General features: G+C 42.0%; 19 protein-coding genes. 6 read left to right on the top strand and 13 right to left on the bottom strand.

Features of this window, described 5'->3' with window-relative positions; translation table 11 throughout:
* Positions 1 to 27 precede the first annotated feature (27 nt).
* The 3 genes from I1A42_RS17620 to I1A42_RS17610 all read right to left on the bottom strand — a co-directional run bounded on the left by I1A42_RS17620 (position 28) and on the right by I1A42_RS17610 (position 2,921).
* Positions 28 to 426 carry a SpoIIAA family protein gene (locus tag I1A42_RS17620; protein WP_196124228.1) on the bottom strand — a complete coding sequence of 133 codons (399 nt, stop codon included), beginning with the start codon at positions 424 to 426 and terminating at the stop codon, positions 28 to 30.
* Between the two features lie 231 nt (positions 427 to 657).
* Positions 658 to 1,137 carry a hypothetical protein gene (locus I1A42_RS17615; RefSeq protein ID WP_196124227.1) on the bottom strand — a complete coding sequence of 160 codons (480 nt, stop codon included), beginning with the start codon at positions 1,135 to 1,137 and terminating at the stop codon, positions 658 to 660.
* Positions 1,138 to 1,964: 827 nt separating this feature from the next.
* Positions 1,965 to 2,921, bottom strand: a complete 957-nt coding sequence (locus I1A42_RS17610) for an L-lactate dehydrogenase (RefSeq protein WP_196124226.1) — start codon at positions 2,919 to 2,921, stop codon at positions 1,965 to 1,967.
* 352 nt (positions 2,922 to 3,273) lie between these two features.
* On the opposite strand from I1A42_RS17610, the gene I1A42_RS17605 reads away from it, so the two are divergent.
* Positions 3,274 to 4,089 (top strand): 6-carboxytetrahydropterin synthase, encoded by an 816-nt coding sequence (locus I1A42_RS17605; RefSeq protein ID WP_196124225.1) that lies wholly within the window; start codon positions 3,274 to 3,276, stop codon positions 4,087 to 4,089.
* A 76-nt stretch (positions 4,090 to 4,165) separates the two neighbouring features.
* Here the strand turns inward: I1A42_RS17605 and I1A42_RS17600 are convergent, their stop codons facing one another.
* The gene (locus I1A42_RS17600; RefSeq protein WP_161157411.1) at positions 4,166 to 4,609 is read right to left on the bottom strand and encodes a GNAT family N-acetyltransferase; all 444 of its coding nucleotides are present in this window, start codon (positions 4,607 to 4,609) and stop codon (positions 4,166 to 4,168) included.
* A 128-nt stretch (positions 4,610 to 4,737) separates the two neighbouring features.
* Positions 4,738 to 5,739: an aldo/keto reductase gene (locus I1A42_RS17595; RefSeq protein ID WP_196124224.1), complete on the bottom strand. Its 1,002-nt coding sequence runs from the start codon at positions 5,737 to 5,739 to the stop codon at positions 4,738 to 4,740.
* A gap of 110 nt (positions 5,740 to 5,849) precedes the next feature.
* Here I1A42_RS17595 and I1A42_RS17590 point away from each other — a divergent pair, with 110 nt between their 5' ends.
* A complete protein-coding gene (locus I1A42_RS17590) occupies positions 5,850 to 6,761 on the top strand; it encodes a LysR family transcriptional regulator (protein ID WP_161157413.1) in 912 nt (303 codons plus the stop codon).
* Here I1A42_RS17590 and I1A42_RS17585 read toward each other — a convergent pair whose 3' ends face one another.
* Entirely contained in the window at positions 6,762 to 7,562 is an 801-nt protein-coding gene (locus I1A42_RS17585; protein WP_161157414.1) for a PhzF family phenazine biosynthesis protein, read from the bottom strand. It lies immediately after the preceding gene.
* Between the two features lie 204 nt (positions 7,563 to 7,766).
* Positions 7,767 to 8,921, bottom strand: a complete 1,155-nt coding sequence (gene hpxO / locus I1A42_RS17580) for an FAD-dependent urate hydroxylase HpxO (protein WP_196124223.1) — start codon at positions 8,919 to 8,921, stop codon at positions 7,767 to 7,769.
* 337 nt (positions 8,922 to 9,258) lie between these two features.
* On the opposite strand from hpxO, the gene I1A42_RS17575 reads away from it, so the two are divergent.
* The gene (locus tag I1A42_RS17575) at positions 9,259 to 10,110 is read left to right on the top strand and encodes a universal stress protein (protein WP_161157416.1); all 852 of its coding nucleotides are present in this window, start codon (positions 9,259 to 9,261) and stop codon (positions 10,108 to 10,110) included.
* A gap of 126 nt (positions 10,111 to 10,236) precedes the next feature.
* Positions 10,237 to 11,328 (top strand): hypothetical protein, encoded by a 1,092-nt coding sequence (locus tag I1A42_RS17570; protein WP_161157417.1) that lies wholly within the window; start codon positions 10,237 to 10,239, stop codon positions 11,326 to 11,328.
* Positions 11,329 to 11,394: 66 nt separating this feature from the next.
* Here the strand turns inward: I1A42_RS17570 and I1A42_RS17565 are convergent, their stop codons facing one another.
* Positions 11,395 to 11,841: a DUF2798 domain-containing protein gene (locus I1A42_RS17565; RefSeq protein ID WP_196124222.1), complete on the bottom strand. Its 447-nt coding sequence runs from the start codon at positions 11,839 to 11,841 to the stop codon at positions 11,395 to 11,397.
* 65 nt (positions 11,842 to 11,906) lie between these two features.
* Between I1A42_RS17565 and I1A42_RS17560 the strand changes: the two genes are divergently transcribed.
* Entirely contained in the window at positions 11,907 to 12,329 is a 423-nt protein-coding gene (locus I1A42_RS17560; protein WP_161157419.1) for a MarR family winged helix-turn-helix transcriptional regulator, read from the top strand.
* A gap of 183 nt (positions 12,330 to 12,512) precedes the next feature.
* Here I1A42_RS17560 and I1A42_RS17555 read toward each other — a convergent pair whose 3' ends face one another.
* The 3 genes from I1A42_RS17555 to I1A42_RS17545 form a co-directional block, all read right to left on the bottom strand.
* Positions 12,513 to 13,286 (bottom strand): ABC transporter substrate-binding protein, encoded by a 774-nt coding sequence (locus I1A42_RS17555; RefSeq protein WP_161157420.1) that lies wholly within the window; start codon positions 13,284 to 13,286, stop codon positions 12,513 to 12,515.
* Positions 13,287 to 13,677: 391 nt separating this feature from the next.
* Positions 13,678 to 15,681: a methyl-accepting chemotaxis protein gene (locus I1A42_RS17550; protein WP_196124221.1), complete on the bottom strand. Its 2,004-nt coding sequence runs from the start codon at positions 15,679 to 15,681 to the stop codon at positions 13,678 to 13,680.
* Between the two features lie 204 nt (positions 15,682 to 15,885).
* Complete coding sequence (locus tag I1A42_RS17545; protein WP_161157422.1) at positions 15,886 to 16,239, bottom strand: hypothetical protein; 354 nt, start codon at positions 16,237 to 16,239, stop codon at positions 15,886 to 15,888.
* Between the two features lie 236 nt (positions 16,240 to 16,475).
* Between I1A42_RS17545 and I1A42_RS17540 the strand changes: the two genes are divergently transcribed.
* Positions 16,476 to 16,934 carry a GNAT family N-acetyltransferase gene (locus tag I1A42_RS17540; RefSeq protein WP_161157423.1) on the top strand — a complete coding sequence of 153 codons (459 nt, stop codon included), beginning with the start codon at positions 16,476 to 16,478 and terminating at the stop codon, positions 16,932 to 16,934.
* 73 nt (positions 16,935 to 17,007) lie between these two features.
* On the opposite strand, the gene yghU is transcribed toward I1A42_RS17540, so the two are convergent.
* Positions 17,008 to 17,841, bottom strand: coding sequence for a glutathione-dependent disulfide-bond oxidoreductase (yghU, locus tag I1A42_RS17535; RefSeq protein ID WP_408063539.1), 834 nt, complete (start codon positions 17,839 to 17,841; stop codon positions 17,008 to 17,010).
* Positions 17,842 to 17,996: 155 nt separating this feature from the next.
* Positions 17,997 to 18,728 (bottom strand): glutamine amidotransferase, encoded by a 732-nt coding sequence (locus tag I1A42_RS17530; protein WP_230389630.1) that lies wholly within the window; start codon positions 18,726 to 18,728, stop codon positions 17,997 to 17,999.
* Between the last annotated feature and the right edge of the window lie 148 nt (positions 18,729 to 18,876).

Below are 18,876 nucleotides of genomic sequence, written 5' to 3'. Positions count from 1 at the left end.
TAAAAACTGCCATTTCCTAATTAATAATCAAACATTAGGCGCATCATCAAGTAACCAATCTACGGCCTGTTCATAGGTTTCAAATGACTGGGCCTCGCCATTAGTTAAAAACCAGCTACCAATCTTTAATGCCCACCCTTGCCAGTCATGATTCGCATAGACAGCGACCTTATCAAAAGCGCCACCACCTTCTAAGCCCAATTTAAGTTCATCCCATGCAGCGCGAAGCTCCCACCCAGCAAATTCACTGGCATCAAACAACACCTTTACTTTGGGTTGGTTAATTTTAATGGTCGCAGCTTCAAGCATTGGTGCTGCGCGTTGGTAATCATCGTGGGTTAATGTCCCTACCGCCTTTATTGACAACAAAAACTCACTTCTAACGCGAATCAAGCCAATTGATATGCCATGCTTGTAATAGCTCATCGTTACCTCCCTACCATATTGGCATTTGATAACTCACTCATTAGGAAGTATAGACATGCTCTAAACCAGAGCATGTGAAGCAAAGCGTATTGCACAACATTAATTGATTAAGTCACGCTTAACACCACTTATAGTGACAGCGTCACACAAATTGAAGGAGGTCAACTTGCTATTTCTGTCCCATGATTAATCACAAGCATGGAGATAATTCATTAGATTAAACATTTGGTTTTATAAACTCATTCGTGGTGGACGTTTACAGTAAGTTTCGGCCACAGTACCGTTAGCAAAATTTTTAATCTGTATACTCATATCAAAAAACTTTTGCTCATCTAATTTCTGCCAAAACTGACGTCCCGCAGGAGTTGTTGCGTCGGGGCACAAAGCTCGCAGCCGCTGTAAATACATCGACGAAGCACGTTGTGAAAGCCTATTACTCCCGTGTTCAGAGCGTGCTGTGTTATAAAGCATTTTATAACTGTTCTCATCATTGTGCCCCATTGAAATCACGACATGATAGCCATTCGATTGATGACTTAAGTCTGCTATCTTCCAACCATTTAACGTAAATTCACTATGATGTTGCAACTCGGAACGAATTTGGTCTGCCACTGAATCGCCAAAGCACCCTGTCAAAATGAAGGATATTCCTGTAATTGTCATCGCGCGGTATAAGCAAGAAGCAGCGCGAACCCTGTTAACCGATAGCATTCGGTATGACTCCGTATAAATATTTTTTCTATTAGATTGATGGCAATGACTACTCACGAAAATAACACGTGATATTCGAACATAGTGAAGGGATTGAAGGACCGGATGACATAACAACTAGGCGATATTACATCATCCAATCCATCAATTTATATTGTTAAGCTCAAATCACTTCAAAATGCTGGTTCAGCGTGAATGCCGTCGCTGCTAGGAAAAGCACTGAGTTAGTCATTCTGCGTTAAAAATCCGTCTCACAACATAGGAGAACATGAACGTTAGCCATTCGAAAAATCATTAGTGGTAAATTATAAAGGTGAACCACTGCAGGTAAAAACTTGCCTAGTGAGCAAGATATTGCACAGTTTATAAAATAAATGATATTTTTTAATGCTTTATTAATTTAATCATTTAAACTATCAGTTGTAATATTAACTAAATTTATTGTGATTTATTGCACAATAATGACAGAGATCTAGCAAACCTGACGAAAACCCGCAAATTCTATATATTAAAAATAAAAGGCGAAGTAACATTATTACTTCGCCTTTTATTGTTATGTATATCCCCAGATGACCTCAATATGCAGGATTCAGAGCTTCATCAACGAGCCTAGGTCAAGCTCAATCACGGCAGGAATGGTCATTCCCTTTTAACGTGATTGGGCGTAGAAATAGGTTTGTTGATGAGCTCCCAAAGGGCGAGTTTTATTCACTCCTAGGCTGTGTTACTGATTTTCAACGTAGAATGACTATGTATTCAAGTCAGTGCCTTGCCTAAGAGCGAATACATTCTCGCTGAAACAGCATCTTGAGGTTACTTGGGTATAGTTACTTCAGTGTTGCCAGCATCTTTGCATTGACATCTTTTAAGACTTTTACGGATTGTTTGAACGCTTTAACTTCCGATGCTTCAAGATGATATGTCACAAGTTCTTTAATCCCATTACGAGTAATGACAGCAGGAATCCCCGCGTAGACATCCGACTCATCATATTCGCCGTTGAGCATGACAGAGGCCGGCATCACGATATTACCATCGCGTACAATGGCATTAATCATGCGCGCAGCGACAGCGGCGATTCCGTAATCAGTCGCCCCCTTGGCCCGTACCACTTGATAAGCGATTTGACTAATTTCTTGTTGTACTTCCTTAATATCAACCCCTTTCAAGCGCTCAGGGTTATCGTGCAAAATTTGCTGAAAACGTTTTGCACCGACAGTCACTTGGCTCCACGGAATCATTTGTGAATCACCGTGTTCACCCAAACACATCGCTTCAACGCTGCGAGGATCCACCTGCATGGTATCGGCGAGGAAATAACGCAAACGTGCTGAATCTAGAGACGTGCCCGTACCTATCACTCGGTGTGAGGGTAAACCAGACAATTTGTGAACAAGATAGGTGATCGCATCGACTGGATTGGTAATGACGATGAAAATACCAGAGAACCCACTAGCCATCACCTGAGGCACAATCTCTTGTACAATATCGGTCGCTTTTTCTAGCATGTCTAAGCGGGTATTACCTTCTTTATAAGGTGCAGCCACAGACAACACTACGATATCTGCATCTGAGCAATCTTGATAATCACCCGCATAAATTCGCATCCGATTTTCGGAAAATCCTAACGAGTGTTTTAAATCTTCGGCTTCTGCCCATGCTTTCTCGGAGCGGCGATTAATAAGTACCAATTCCCCACAAAGATTTTCAATGGTGAGGTGATGAGCTAATGCACAACCGACATGCCCCATACCAATAATGGCGAGTTTACTTTGACTTAGCATATTTGCATCCCTTTCCTATGCTCTGGCAGCGGTAAACGGCCTAAAAGCCTCACCAGAGCGAATTAATCCATTATCGTTTAGCGATACACCATTATCGCCAACGTGTTGCTGCGCGGATTCTAGCATGCTTTATTATCGTCAAAAGCGAGTGACAGAGCTTTACCCAAATGCTTCATTGTAAGGATATGTTGACACTCTTGGTCTTATCACTGAGCAAAGTTAGTCACAATAAACAGGTAGGTAAGCGGATAAAAATGTGTTGTTCATCACAATCTACTTGAAAAATAATCCTATATTCTCCACAATTCGCTCGGGTTTGACCGTCGGGTTAATTTTAATAAGAGGTATTGTTTTGAAAACTGCGATGTATGTTGATGATCTTACTGCGATTGATTTTTCAGTCTACAACGGCCTAGAAATCTGTGGTGACAGTGTTTCTCTCAGTGTTATGGTGACCGGTAAACTGAATGAGTCTGGCATGATTTCAGATTTTGGTAAGATCAAACCGCGTTTAAAAGCAATTTGTGATAACGAAGTCGATCACCGCTTAGTGTGCGATCCAAAATTTTTAACCAATTTAGAATCCCAATGGCAAGGTGAGTTTCCCGTTTCAAGCGGTGTCATTACTGTAAAAGGTCCACGCTGCATGTTCTGTGAGATCAAATCGGGCCCAGAAAACTACGTTGAAGACATCAAACAGTACCTGCACGACAAATTTAACGAAGCGATGCCTGAGTTTGAATTCGAACTCACACTGAGTCATAACCGTAAAGCAAGCTTCCAATACAATCATGGATTAAAGCTTCATGACGGTAACTGCCAACGGATCATTCACGGTCATAGTGCCGAATTAGAAATCTTAATTGATGGTAAGCTTTGCGCTGAAAGCCAAGCGATGATGATTCAGCGCCTTAACGGTAAGCACTTGTTCAATGAAAGTGATGTTGTGCACGGTGAAGAACGCTCAACCGTTAGCTACTCAGCCTCTCAGGGACAATTTGAAGTACAACTGCCCAATGAACTGCTGGAAATCGTTGCCGGTGAACCATCGATTGAAAATATTTCGAAGCACATCGCACAGATTGTTCTATCAAGCCAATCTAAAGCTTCAAGTGTACGCGTACGCGTGAGTGAAGGCTTATCAAAAGGTGCTGTGACACTGATTTAATCGATAACAATGACAAGGGCAGATTTGGGTTATGATGACCAATAACGCCAAGATAAGCCCTTGCCATTCAATCTTGTTATTGATCGTGAGTCAGCAACATTTCATATTCCCACTCATTCTCACCAACGACTTTAAAACCCAATCGTTTGTATAAATTTTGCGCAGGATTTGTTTTTAATACTCCTAATGCAACATTGGCACCTTGAAGCTTGGCTTTTTCAATTAACCCTTTCAATAATCGACTGCCAATTTTCCCGTTTTGAAAGTCAGGATGGATTTGAATTTGCACCACATACCATTCATTTTTTTCCGCACGATAAATGGCCTTAAATAACCCAGCACGCTGACCATTTACTTCTACAATCTGAGCAGCATCATAATGCAGCAACACTCGCTCTACGTACGATTTGCGATCCGTTCCTGCTCCCATATCGCTCAAATACCCTTTAAGTGTGGTATCTCTTAGGGCAATTAAAAACTCAATGTCGTTATTATCAGCAGCTCGAAGCGTGTACTCCATACTCACCTCCTTATGAGTGTCACTTAGAAGGCAAGACTGTATCACTGATAACCTACTGATGACTATACCCAAATAACGTTTCATGCCATGGGTATAGTCTGTGCCCTTAGTATGAGCGTGGGCTCACATTAAGCGTGATCGGTGTATTTGAGAAAATCATCCGTGTATCTAGCACCAGCAACGCCTAACTCTGCGGTTAAACCATTCAATAACGCCAGTTGAGCATCACTAAGATTCAAAGAGATCGCCCCCAAGTTATCTTGAATATGAGCAATTTTACGACTGCCTGGAATCGGCACAATATCGTTTCCTTGATGAAGTAACCATGCTAGAGAGACTTGAGCAGGAGAGGCATTTAATTGCAAGGCGATCTCTTTTATCGCCGCCAGAAGGTGCAAGTTATGTTGATAATTTGTACCTTGTAAGCGTGGGTCCCCCCAAGCACGAAAGTCTTGATGACCATATTGCTCAGCACTTTTGGCTTGAGCAGTGAAAAAACCTCGCCCTAAAGGACTAAAGGGCACTAACCCTATATTGAGTTCGCGTAACAGTGGTAACACATCCTGCTCGATACCACGCTCCCATATAGAGTATTCACTTTGTAACACAGACACAGGGTACTCTTGATGTGCACGTTTAATATTGACGCAACTTGCTTCTGACATACCAAAATATTTCACTTTACCTTGCTTCACTAAATCACCCACTGTCCCAGCCACTTCTTCAACCGGGACATCAGGATCAACTCTGTGTTGATAGAAAATGTCGATGTAATCCGTCCCTAATCGCTGCAAACATTCATCAATAACACGACGAATATGTTCCGGACGACTATCCAATCCCGATGCTCTAACTTGCAAGTTATCGAAACCAAACTTAGTGGCTAACACAATGTCTTCACGCTGAACATTTGATTGCGACAACCAATGACCAAGTAGCTTTTCATTGGTATATGGTCCATAAAATTCAGCGGTATCAAGCATCGTAATACCATGGTTCACCGCATAATCTAGTGCTTGTTTTGATTCCCTATCATCAGATTCGCCATAAGCATGACTCATTCCCATACAACCTAATCCTAAAGCGGACACGCATAAACCTTGGTTACCTAGCTGTCTTACTGAATTCATCTTATTGGTTCCTTGTCTTCTTCGTAATGAGGAAACCAGTGTGCCATGCTTGTATTTATTAATTAATGCCGCATAATCTTATCGAATTAGTAAGGTTAAGATGGATAATTATGAAAAGTAGTGAATATTCAGATTTAAAAACGTGCTTAGCTGTCGCACAACATGGTAGCTTTGCGAATGCCGCGCGCCACTTAAAAATGACGCCATCAGCAGTCAGTCAAATCATCCGTCGTTTAGAACAGAAACTCGATATCAGGCTGTTTAACCGTACCACCCGCAGTGTTTCATTAACCACTGAAGGCCAAGCACTCATAACCAAAGTGGGCCCGGCTTTATCAGAGATAGAAGCAACCTTTAGTGAATTAAAATCTCAGAAAAAAGACCCTGCGGGTAAAGTCAACATTCATACCACTAGCTCAGCCGCTCGTTTGCTTTTGGAACCGATCATTGGACAATTCCACCAGACGTTCCCCAACATTGTGTTAGATATTGTGGTCGAAGATAAAATTATCGATATTGTCGAGAATGGCTTTGATTTGGGCATTAGTTTGGGCGAATACGTACAAAAAGATATGATTGCCTATCCGTTAATGCCAGAGACTCAATTAGTGGCTGCTGCGAGCCCAAATTACATTGATCAATATGGCATCCCTTCACATCCAAATGAATTACGACGTCATCGCTGCCTTAATTGGCGCTTTCTTAGCGACAATAGCGTTTATCGTTGGGAATTTTTTATTGATGGGCACTGGCAATCTTATCGAGTTGATGGCCCTCTAACTTCAACCTCTCGATCATTACTGCTTTCTTCTGCGTTAAAAGGGGGCGGCATCATTTTGTGGGAAGAAAATGTATTACAACCTTGGTTTGATAACGGACAACTTATCCCATTGTTAAGAGAATATTGCCATCCGTTTTTAAGTTGGCATATGTTCTATCCGCAACAAAAACACACGCCGAAAGCCGTGCGGTTATTCATCGATTTTATGCGGGAACACTATCCTGCTAGCCGTTTACGATGACTAAACGAACAAGACCCCTTTAATGACTGTATGTGCTGAACCATACAACTTCACACGTTTGTTTGTGTGGCAATATTCCATCTCAACATATCCACCTCGTGTTGACGCTTGATAGCCACGCATACGTGTTTTATTGAGAAGCGGAGACCAATACACAGCTAACGCACAATGTGCAGTCCCAGTCACAGGATCTTCATTAACACCAACCCAAGGCGCGAAATAGCGTGATACAAAATCAAGCTCGGGGTCATCAGCTGGCGCAGTGACAACCACGCCTCTGCCAGGAAATTGCTTTAATCTTTCAAAACTTGGAGTTAAAGCGCGCAATGACTGCACGCTCTCTATTTGAATCAAGTCTTTACTAGCAAACTGCTGGTAACTTACGACCTCTTTCGCATCTATCGTTAACAAGGTCAATTTCTCCTGAGCCACTTCGGCAGGTAACAATTCAGCAGCGGGAAAATCTAAGATAATTTGCTGGTCTTCCAATTTAGCCTGCAACACCCCAGACTGAGTATTGAATTCAACGATGTCACCAACACTCGCTAACCCTGATTCTTTCATGACATGTGCCGTAGCTAATGTTGCGTGTCCACACAGAGCCACCTCGATCTCTGGTGTAAACCAGCGCAATATCATGGTGCTTGTATCCAAAAATGCAGTTTCAGATAGTGCCATCTCTTTTGCTATTGCTAACATCAGAGATTCCTCTAAAGGAGATTGGGTAATGCAAACGCCGGCCGGATTCCCTGAAAATGGCTGAGAGGTAAACGCATCGACTTGATAGATGTTAAGTTCCATTGGCTCTCCTTATTACAGCGTAATCCTCCTGATTACGTGAGATCATTTTGGTGTATAACGGCTGAAGTTACGAGAGAAAAGCAGAATATTGACGGATATTTTGCACTACAAGAGTTCGCAAATTACATTTTGAGGTGTTTGGGATATTACATCCCATCTTTTCAACAAAAATGGGATGTCTTTACAAAAGCAATAACCGCTAACTTAACCGAGCGGACCACCTTGAATCGTCACTTTAAGACCCTCCATAATATGCTCGCCTGTCTCTTGCTTGAGCTCAGCATACCAACTTTGTGTTTTACTCATCTCTTTGCCATGAGTCACATCACAACGTTTACGCGCTTTTAGCACTAAGTCTTTAACTCGCCCTGCTCGCTGGGCTTCATAACTCTTTAACGCTGCGATTATGTCACCTGAATCTTGCAACACTTCAGATAGTACCACCGCGTCTTCAAATGCTGCGCAGCCGCCTTGACCGATATCAGGCGTCGTACTGTGGCCAGCATCACCTAATAGTGCAACACGCCCTTTAACTAGCGTAGGGAAAGGTTCAATATCATGAACTTCAATACGATTAACCGCGTCACTATCGATCGCTTTAATCAACGTTTGCACTGGTTCAGCCCAACCCGAAAAATAACGCGCTAAATCAGATTTGGCCGAAGCACGGTCTTCTTCTAATCCCTTAACCAATGGCACATCAAAAAAGTAATAAAAACGGTTGTCCGCAATTGGCATCATAGAGACTCGCTTTCCTTCTCCAACGAACGTTGTCCATTGGTCCGCGGGTGCAATATTCGTATCAATCTCTACCAAACCATTCCAGTTGACATACCCAGCATAGCGTCGCTCGGGTTGATATCCGATAACATAAGGACGAATCACTGAATGAGTCCCATCAGCGGCAATTAAAAAATCGGCTTTTTCTACGCCACCGTCAGTAAAATAAGCTGTAACACCTGCATCGTCTTGTTCAACACGCTCAACCACCTTACCAAATTGCACTTTGTCTCTGCCCCACCAATCAATCATACTCGCCTGCAAGTCCGCACGAGAAACAGGACAAGGACGCTCTCCTACTTCTTTCACTAACGGTTTTAAACTGAACTGAGTCATCACTTGGCCATTAAGCCCATCAATGTAAGCCATGTTATGCATAGGACCACCCAGTCGATCCATAATTTCTCCCATGCCCAAATAATTCATGCATTTCACGCCGTTAGACCATACAGAGATGGCAGCGCCTACCGGTTTATTTTCTTTGACCGCTTCAAACACATCGCACTCAATACCTTGTTTCTTCAACGCAGCGGCAGCTGACATTCCGCCCATCCCCGCACCAATTACGATTCCTTTCATTCTGTATTCCTCAGTGTTCTATGTCTGGATTGTATACAATTTACGCATAGACCGTGCCATATTGCTAAGATGATAGTTAACTGATAACAAATTACATAAAAATACTAATATTCATGTACTTAAATAAAATAAACCGCTCATTAAATTTTCGCCTTGACCGTTTCTCATTCTGGATTGAACTTAATTTGTGCATTTATCTGACCACTTGGTCAGATAAGGTGCAATTGTTTCGTTACAAAAGAAAACCTGACTCATTTGGACCAAAAACGCTTTACTGTTGCTAAAGAGCATTTCATAGCTATGGTTATAAATAGAGCAGTCAGAGTAAGGATACGATATGCAGCGTTATGTCACTGCCTGTGTGGAAGAACAACATTACTGTGAACCCATCACAGAACTTGCCGCTTGGGCATCACATAAACTCAAGGCCCCACTGCGATTAGTCCATGTCATGGATGATGATGATATATTCGCAGAACCCGACCTATCCCATTATATGGGGTTAGGTGCCCATGAGGAGTTAGTTCAATCTTGGACAGACTCTGCCTTAGCGCGGTCGCATAATCAAATCATCCAAAGTCAGCAATTACTAGATGAGTTGCAAATAAAGCTAAAATCACAAGGGTTGACCAATATTTCACAGCAGTACTTTCACGGACATCTTATTGATACGTTAAAAGAGCACGATTTAGAGATTAGGACCTTAGTATTGGGTAAATCCGGCCATACTAATGATGCAATGCCCCATCATATTGGCCATCATATCGAACCCCTATTACGGACATTGGACATCCATACACTTATTGCCAGTAACGAATTTATTGCTCCTCATAGCTTTATGCTGGCATTTGATGGTTCTCCACATGCAGAAGACATGCTAGATAAAGTCATTGCTTCACCTATATTGACCAATTTGACTTGTCACTTAGTTATGGTCCATGGGCATCACAATGAGTATGAAGCCTTTGAGAGAGCCACCCACCGCTTAGTCAATGCTGGGTTTAATGTCTTTACCGCCCATCTCGATGGAGACCTGCCCCACGCTCTCACTGACTATCAATTACTTAATGACATTCATCTGTTAGTCATGGGCGCATATAGTCATTCAAAAATTCATAATATGATGTTTGGTAGTCATACAACGCGAATATTGAATGACACCGACATATCAGTGATGATTTTAAAATGAGATGAAACCTTCATTCCATTGCTCATGTTTTCATGTAGTTTAGCGCAATCCAATATGCATATCATTCAATAAGACCATTCATTAGATTGGTCTTATTGAATGATATGAATTAAAGGACTAACTAATATGATTAAACAGATTATCACTTTGATATTTGGTACTTGTGTTTGCTTTAGTGTTTTCGCTCGAACAGGGGTTTTCCCTCAGTCTAGCTTTGATGAACTCAGTTATGGTTTGTATTGGTTTGGTGCCGACAACCAATATGAAGAAGCATCATCCAGTACTCAAGATGGCAGCACTTATTACGACCCAGAAAAACCGACCCTCATTTTAATTCATGGGTGGCAAAACGGCAGTATTACGGATCAAGATAGACAAACCTTCTATGAAGATGACTCAAATGGCTGGCCAGATAAAGACTTTGCCAACAGCTGGATTAGTGCTGGCTACAATGTCGGTCTTTTGTATTGGGATCAATTTGCCGATGAATCAGAGGTCAAAGATGCTGAAGCAAAAATTTGGTCAACAGAAGGTAACCAAGCAATGCGCTGGATCGATAGTGAAGGCACTTACCATTCAGGCCCAGATCAAAACGTAACCGAGCTCCTGCTTGCTAAATATGAAGCGGCTATGGCTGGATATCAAGGCAGTGACATTCGATTAGCAGGACACAGTTTAGGCAACCAATTGGCTTTGCGCCTTGCTGATCAGTTGGTTCAACTTGCAGATGCAGGTGATATTAATAGTAACGAAGTACCTGGCCGTGTCTCTTTACTCGATCCTTTTTACTCCAACTATGCGAAAAGTTATCTAGATGGGGAATGGGTTGGAGAAAAAGCACGTGAGATCGTAAAACGCTTAAAAGCAGCAGACATTGCTATTGATTCTTATCGAACTTCACTTGTGACCTCTACTCTTTTTGTGGGGGATGAAAATACCGAATTACAAAACTCGGTAGCGTTCGAAGAGGAAAAAACTTCATATTTTGATCAAACTCAACAATCGCAAAAACACAGCGCTGCAATCTGGCTCTATTTGTGGTCTATCGAATATGCCACACCTACCGTTTCTGATAACACTCTCGCTGGACTTTCAGCAACAACAACGAATGTTGAAGTAAAACAGTGGATGGACACTACAGATCATTTAGTTCAGAGCTCTGGCGGGGATACTAAAGATCCCCAAGACAATGTTTTCGAAACAGAAGGAGCCCTGTAGCTTTACCGCCCATATCACCAAATAAAAGCACAATATGTGCTTTTATTTGGGTCGAAAATTCAAATATTATGCAGCGGCAGCAAGTGCACGCTGAATTTTAGGCTTCACAATAAATACCATGATCATTGCGATCACATAGCCCAAAGGCAAGGCACGGACCAAAGTAAACGACCATGTAGTAAGAAACTGCGCTATATCATGAGGATGAGTAGTCGAAAGTGTCGATATAACCGCTAGAATAGCCTCTAACGTAAATGCAATACCGGCGCATTGAATCAACTTTTGATAAAGCGGTTTAATATGACCAAAGCGTGTTTCCACAAACTTACCGATTTTCATGATCAGTAGACCAGCTAAAGGCAGCATGATGATTAATGAGAACGCTAACGCTTTAAGCCATTGAGCAAGGAAATCGTCACTGAAACCATGGTTAATATAGGTCATAAACAGTGAGAGTGTACTCACAATACAGATAGGAGCAGGTAGTGTGATGGCGACTTTCTTTAAATTCATTTTGTATCTTTTGTAATTGGTTGATATAGTCAACTATATGTTAATTAGTTGACACTATCAACCTTATGAAAAGTAGTAGTTTAGAACACCACATCGCCCACCTTACCCAGTGCATGCGAGAAAACATATCTAAGTTATTGGTAAAAAAAGGCATTACTCTTACGTTCTTTCAAAGTCTAGTCCTGCAAAAAATAGCCGAAAATACCGCGTGCACAGCTCATGACGTTGTTGTTGCCACGCAAAAAGACAAAGCACAAATTACTCGATTAATTAATGAGCTGATTAAGCTGGAATATGTCATTCGGCAACAAGATGAGCTAGATAAACGCCAATATATCCTGACGCTCACTACTGAAGGGCAAGAATGCTTTGCCGACATAAAGCTTATTCGTCAACAGGTGTCGGAAAAGATGACTCAAGGTGTCACGCAAACGCAGCAAGATCAACTGATAGAGTGGATTATGCTGATGGAAAATAACCTAAGTTAATCCGATGATACCTAAGTCTCGTCAGGATTAAGGTTTAGCGAAAAGAATGTCGCTCTGAAGATCTGCTTTGAAGAGGGAGTCGTTCTATGTTGAAGAGCAATGATGCCGCATAGGAGCGAGTTATATAAAAAAGCAGCGCTTCACAGGCGCTGCTTTCAATATCAATCTAACCATTCGCTTCGTTTATTTACCGTAAATATCGAAGTCGAAGTATTGTTTAGCTATCTTGTCGTACGTGCCATCAGCAAGCATATCGGCCAATGCTTTATTCACTTTGTCTTTTAAAGCACCGTCTTCTTTACGAAAACCAATGCCCGCACCAACGCCAAAGTATTGTTCATCATTTACTTCAGGTCCGCTAAAGTGGAAGCTTTTGCCAACAGGACGTTTCAAGAAACCATCATTTGCCGCGACTGCATCTTGGAATGCTGCGTCAAGGCGACCATTCACTAAATCTGCATAGATAAGGTCTTGGCTTTGGTAAGTCACCACATCAACCCCTTTTTTCAGCCATTGTTCTTTAGCATAGGTTTCAGCGGTTGTCCCTTGGAATACACCAACACGTTTGCCTTGCAAAGACTCCGCTGTAGGTTTCAAATCTACATTATTGGCAGTCACTAAACGAGCAGGTGTGCCATATAACTTATCAGAGAAAGCAATCTGCTTTTGACGTGCTGGAGTGATCGACATAGACGAAAGGATCGCATCGATTTTCTTCGCTTTCAGAGCAGGAATCAAACCATCGAAATCGCTTTGAACCCAAGTACAATCAGCTTGGATACGTTGACAAATTTCTTTACCTAAATCGATGTCGAAGCCAGCTAATGTACCATCCGGTTTTTTGTATTCGAATGGTGCATAACCAGGTTCAACGCCTAGACGAACTTTTTCTGCAGCGAAGCTAGATGTAGATAATGCGATCCCTGCAAGTAATACGGCAAACAGTGATTTTTTCATTTTAGTCACTCTTATTCTGTTTATGTTGTTGTTTTTAATGCGTCTGCAATGTTATTCATGTGCACTTCCCTCAGTGCATAGCCGCATTCTAACAACACCCAAACTGAATAATCAACAATTATTATTGTATTTTTATTCATTATTAGCGGATAAACACTGTATGGTATTCATTATCGAGCATAGCCTATGGTTAAAAGGTAGCAAACTAGAATATTATGTTGCAGCAAAATATAATCATACGGTGCGCTTTTTTTAGCAGCATTAAATCAGAAATTTTTCATTAACCTATTTAAAACCAATATCTTACTACCAAACCAAAAGAGCAAATGATCGGTATCATTTGCTCTTATTAAGTCATAGCTTTTCATTGCTTATCGCTAACGCGCAATAATTAGATCGTAAATTTTGCGACCAGTTGGCTTTGTTCAGTGGCAAGCTCATTTAAGGAATGGCTGTTAGTGGCTAATGTTTGAGCATCGTCTGCCAAACTTACCGCCATATCCGAAATATGCACGATGTGCTCTGCCACATCTTTTGTTACGACATTCTGCTGCTCACATGCTGTGGCAATTGAACGACTCATTTCGTTAATATTGTGCAGGCGTTTAATCATGACACTCAGTGACTCGTGGGTGTCATGAGTCTGCGTAACCGATTGATCGGCGTAAGATTGGTTGCTTTCCATCATGGCTACGGCTTGCCGAGCCTTCTCCTGAAGTTCGGCAATCTTGTGATTAATATCATCAGCAGAACGGCGCGAGTGACTTGCCAGCGAGCGTACTTCATCGGCGACGACAGCAAAGCCTCGGCCATTTTCTCCCGCACGGGCCGCTTCAATGGCAGCGTTCAATGCCAAAAGATTCGTTTGTTCAGAAATACTCTGAATCACTTCGATCACTTGGCTAATTTCTTGAGTTTCATTCGCCAGTTCCTGGATGAGGTCAGACGCCCCATCAAGCGAGGTTTTCAACGAACGGATAAAGGCCAAATTATCTTGCATATTGTCAATGTTCTCATTGGCTAACACCGTCACTTTCTCAACTTCACTGCTCGCATCTACGGCATGATGAGTCACCTCTTCGACCGCAGATTCCATTTGCGTTACAGCCGTTGCGATAGAATCCGTTTTCTTGCGCTGTTCGGCTAAGTCTTGACTGGTTTTATTACTCATTTCAAAACTGTCCGCTGCAACTTTGTTGACCATTTGGGCCGAATGTTGAACTGAACCAATCACATTGTGTAATTGTTCTCCAAGATGATTGATATCACGAACCACCTTGCCCATTTCAGAACGAAATGATTGGGTTATCTTCCATGATAAGTTGCCATTGGTCAGTTCATTCAAGGCCCGAGTGATAACCACAAGTGGCTTTTTCACTGAAAATACTACGGTGGTTGCCACTAATGCAGCAACAATAACAGCGACTATCGACAATGTGATATTGGTGGCCATTGAATAAGTTGATTGCTGTTCTGCATACTGGCGAGCAGAGTCCGATAAGGCTCTGATTCGAGCGGTCACATCCCCCGCTTCAATCACAATGTTGTCCATGTTCTGGCCAATTAGCGCTAACTTGGCACTGCTTTCACGTTGCAAATTGAGTGACTTAAGATGTTGTTGCATTAAACCGTCTGGACTTAGCACGGTACGATTCAATAAGTCGACATAACCTTGCAATGTTTTTTTGCTGTCCGGCATTTCTTTGATGACGTCAGTCAGCTTTTCTTTAAACATCTGTTGGTGCTGTTTAATTTGCTTTGTTAATGAATGTATTGCTTGATCATCATCCACCAGTAATGCTTTTTGTAGCAGGTTTTCAACACTCTTCCCTTTTGCTTCGGCAACATCTAAATCAATCACAACCAGTTCTTGATTATTCCATTCGGCTTCGGAATTCAATGCCGTAAGATCGCGTTCAAGATTTTGCCAACCAGATTCAAACTTAGACAGTTCATCTTCAGAAGCCTGTTTCGCTGCTGCGCGCTGTTCTTGAATGTCTAAATGCTGGTTCGATTCTTTAATCAAGTAATTCGCTTCTGTACCGACTTGTTTTACTTTATGCAAAAGCTGCGGATACCCCTCTATTTGATGGGTCAATGCTTGGTAGGATTCTTGGTAATGTTGCACTGCTTGGTGATATTCGTTCACCAGACGTCGTCTCTTCTGAGGGTCTAACTCGTTGGCGTGGAATAAGGTTAAACGGTTAATATTTTGGATGTCTAATAACACGGTATTAGAACTATCGAGTAACCCCGTTAACGTTGATGACGTCAATTTGAGTTGCTCAGCCATTCTGACTTGTGAAACATACGCTGACACGCTAATGCCCAACACAAATAAAATAACCACTGCGAAACCCGCAATGACTCTATGAATAAGGGACAAATACATCATAAACCTCTAGTAATGGGTAATAGGCGTGACGTCTCCTATAAAGTTTTATGATCGTTATTGACGTCTGCGCGATACCCTTACGTATACCATTCGCTTATGAAAGAAATGTGTCGATGTTGATTGAACTTTCATCAACTGAAACAATTTTCTAAAAATTGCTTCAGTGTGCGTTCTCAATATTATGGTTAGATGACAGAAAAATGATTAAAAAAGAAAGTGATAGATTAGTACAAAAATGAGCGATGGCACGCCGGCCCAGGCCAGTTTGATAATAGTTGCCATGGTAGATGTTGATTCTTCTTTCTGCGCCTCTAAGACATTTTTCTTCGCGTTCATGACTTCATCACGCTTTAAGAGTGACACTTTACCTTTTTTACTGGATTGAAAAGGCAATGACATGTGCAGCAGCGCAGCACTGCCCCATGAAATGACTAGGGTGATAAATGCGTAATCAACTACATGGTGTAGTGATAACACACCAAGCAATGTTTCTTCTGCGAACACAGCGAGATAGATAATAACATTAGTAATAATGACAAACTTAATGGTGCTAAACACAACTATGACCTCATGTGTATCGACCGGCCTAACGGCTCAAATAAACTTTTGCAGGGCGCACTATAGCAAGTGAGTGAATGATTGCCAAAATCAAAAAAGAGACTTGGATATAAATTCATTGCAATCAATAAGTTTTATCTCCCAAAGTCATAACTGATTCCTTGTACTTATTTTAAGCACATTTTATAACTTCTATAATGTACCCAAGATGACTGATGTTTAAAGGGGGCTATTTCATGTCATTCACGATCTCACAAGTGGTGCCAGCTCAAGCTAAGGCTATTGCTCCACTGTTCGATCAATTTCGCTTACTCAATCACCAACAAAGTAATCTACAAACAGCAGAGCAATATTTAACCGCACGGTTAATGAAACAAGAATCTGTCATTTTTGCTGCGGTTACCACCGAGAAAAAGTACTTAGGTTATGTTCAGCTTTATCCCACCTACTCTTCAATGACCGCTGGTCGCATCCTGATCATGCGCGATATGTTTGTTGTCAATGAAGCTCGGCGGCAAGGAATTGCATCAGCATTACTGAAACATGCTGCCGAATACGCAAAAGACATTCATGCGCAACGAATTGTCGTTGTCGCTGAGAAAGACAATGTAGCAGCGCAACATCTGTGCGAACATAATCGCTGCCCAATCAATAAAGAACTCATCTCTTACGAGCTATCCTCTTACGCACATTGACCTTTAAGCTCGTTTGGTTTCTAACATAAAAATGGCCTGCATCAGCAGACCATTTTCACTTATATCCGACAGGTTAAAAATCGTCTCGGCTATGCCTTTCTGGCAACGGCTCTTCACCCCAAGTGCGGTTCACTCGGCTACCACGTTTCACCGCTGGACGTGTCGCGATTTTTTCTGCCCAGACAATAACATGCGGGTAACTTTTTACATCGAGAAATTCAGCTGCACCATAAAGCTCACCCAATACCAATGCGCCATACCACGGCCAGATAGCAATATCCGCTATCGTATACTCATCACCCGCTACATATTGATGTTGCGCCAGTTGCTGATCTAATACATCCAATTGGCGTTTGGTCTCCATGGTGTAACGGTTAATTGGGTATTCTAGCTTTTCCGGCGCGTAGTTGTAGAAATGGCCAAAGCCACCACCCACAAAAGGCGCGCTCGCCATTTGCCAAAATAACCAGTTCATACATTCTACTTTTTGGATGCCATCTGGTAATAATTGCCCAAACTTTTCAGCAAGATAAAGCAAGATAGACCCTGATTCAAAAACACGCACAGGCTCTTGACCAGAATGATCAATCAAAGCAGGAATCTTGGAATTTGGATTTGCTGCAACAAACCCGCTGCCAAACTGATCCCCTTCACTGATGTTAATCAGATAAGCGTCATAGTCTGCGTCGTCAATACCAAGCTCCAGCAGCTCTTCCAGCATCACTGTCACTTTTACGCCATTAGGCGTTCCCATTGAGTAAAGTTGTAACGCATGCTTACCAACAGGTAATGCTTTCTCAAATCTAGCTCCTGCCGTTGGGCGATTAATGCTAGCGAATGCGCCACCGTTGTCACCTTGTTGTGTCCAAACTTTTGGTGGTACATAAGACGATTGTTGGCTCATCATAACTCCTTCGTTGTTGTTATCCCCAAGTCACCTCAAGATGGTATTTCAGCGAGAATGTATTCGCCCTCAGGGATCTCATTAACAATTATAGCGAGGTAAATAGACGAACTCGAAACCACTCATTTGAAGAAAACATTCAAATGATTCGAATATCATTAAGAGTAATAATCAACAAACTTAGCTAATATGCTTCGTGCGTATTCAGCCTCTTCCAATCCAGCTAATAAAGTCGGTATATCTTGTCCTTCTTGTTCAAGCTTGTGCTGATTGGTTTCAATTACGGCTTGAAGAAGCTCAGGTGTAAACTCCGGATGAAATTGAGTCGAAAGCGCCGTTGGTGAATAACGGATAATTTGATGTCCATCGCGCTCTGATCCTGCCAACACTTGTGCACCTTCTGGTACCACTGTGACCCGTTGAGAATGAGTTAAATGCGCTTTAAATTGAGTAGGCAAATGACTGAGGAGAGGGTCTTGTTGGGCTGTTTCGTTTAATGTCACAGGTAAACAACCAATCTCTTTTTGCTTAGGGAAGTAATCCACTTCACCACCTAACGCATAACTCATAAGCTGATGCCCATAGCAAACACCATACAATGGCATTTCAGCATCAACCGCTTTTTTAATCCACTCAGCCGTGCGTTCACTCCAAGGTTCATGATCGGTGACCATTGCCCACGAGCCAGTAATGACTACTAACCGGTCCTTACTCGGTTCAGGTAATGGTTCATCTAAATACACGCGAATAATCTCGACATCGCTTTCCGCAAGCCCCAAAGCTTGATAAAACCAATCCGCCAAACTTAAAAAGCGAGATTTAATCACCTCGGGTGCACTTCCTGTCTCGATGATAATTGGTTTATTGTGAGTTTTTACTGAGGTATTCAACGCTTGTCTCCTCCCTGGAAAATCATGACATCGTTATGGCTACAGTAGATAACACCCTACGCCGAGAATCAACACGAGATTGTTGTTATTTCAAATACAAGAATAAGAAAAGCATGCAGCAGATAATAGAAAAGAACAGAGCGAATCT

This window comes from Vibrio nitrifigilis (genome assembly GCF_015686695.1).
Classification (GTDB): domain Bacteria; phylum Pseudomonadota; class Gammaproteobacteria; order Enterobacterales; family Vibrionaceae; genus Vibrio; species Vibrio nitrifigilis.
The sequence above is the reverse complement of the archived record's forward strand: the minus strand, read 5'-3'. Positions and strand labels throughout refer to the sequence as shown.

Coding starts and splice junctions, on each gene's coding strand:
- I1A42_RS17620 (WP_196124228.1), bottom strand. CDS start 426: ATGAGCTATTACAAGCATGGCATATCAATTGGCTTGATTCGCGTTAGA.
- I1A42_RS17615 (WP_196124227.1), bottom strand. CDS start 1,137: ATGCTATCGGTTAACAGGGTTCGCGCTGCTTCTTGCTTATACCGCGCG.
- I1A42_RS17610 (WP_196124226.1), bottom strand. CDS start 2,921: ATGCTAAGTCAAAGTAAACTCGCCATTATTGGTATGGGGCATGTCGGT.
- I1A42_RS17600 (WP_161157411.1), bottom strand. CDS start 4,609: ATGGAGTACACGCTTCGAGCTGCTGATAATAACGACATTGAGTTTTTA.
- I1A42_RS17595 (WP_196124224.1), bottom strand. CDS start 5,739: ATGAATTCAGTAAGACAGCTAGGTAACCAAGGTTTATGCGTGTCCGCT.
- I1A42_RS17590 (WP_161157413.1), top strand. CDS start 5,850: ATGAAAAGTAGTGAATATTCAGATTTAAAAACGTGCTTAGCTGTCGCA.
- I1A42_RS17585 (WP_161157414.1), bottom strand. CDS start 7,562: ATGGAACTTAACATCTATCAAGTCGATGCGTTTACCTCTCAGCCATTT.
- hpxO (WP_196124223.1), bottom strand. CDS start 8,921: ATGAAAGGAATCGTAATTGGTGCGGGGATGGGCGGAATGTCAGCTGCC.
- I1A42_RS17575 (WP_161157416.1), top strand. CDS start 9,259: ATGCAGCGTTATGTCACTGCCTGTGTGGAAGAACAACATTACTGTGAA.
- I1A42_RS17570 (WP_161157417.1), top strand. CDS start 10,237: ATGATTAAACAGATTATCACTTTGATATTTGGTACTTGTGTTTGCTTT.
- I1A42_RS17565 (WP_196124222.1), bottom strand. CDS start 11,841: ATGAATTTAAAGAAAGTCGCCATCACACTACCTGCTCCTATCTGTATT.
- I1A42_RS17560 (WP_161157419.1), top strand. CDS start 11,907: ATGAAAAGTAGTAGTTTAGAACACCACATCGCCCACCTTACCCAGTGC.
- I1A42_RS17555 (WP_161157420.1), bottom strand. CDS start 13,286: ATGAAAAAATCACTGTTTGCCGTATTACTTGCAGGGATCGCATTATCT.
- I1A42_RS17550 (WP_196124221.1), bottom strand. CDS start 15,681: ATGATGTATTTGTCCCTTATTCATAGAGTCATTGCGGGTTTCGCAGTG.
- I1A42_RS17540 (WP_161157423.1), top strand. CDS start 16,476: ATGTCATTCACGATCTCACAAGTGGTGCCAGCTCAAGCTAAGGCTATT.
- yghU (WP_408063539.1), bottom strand. CDS start 17,841: ATGATGAGCCAACAATCGTCTTATGTACCACCAAAAGTTTGGACACAA.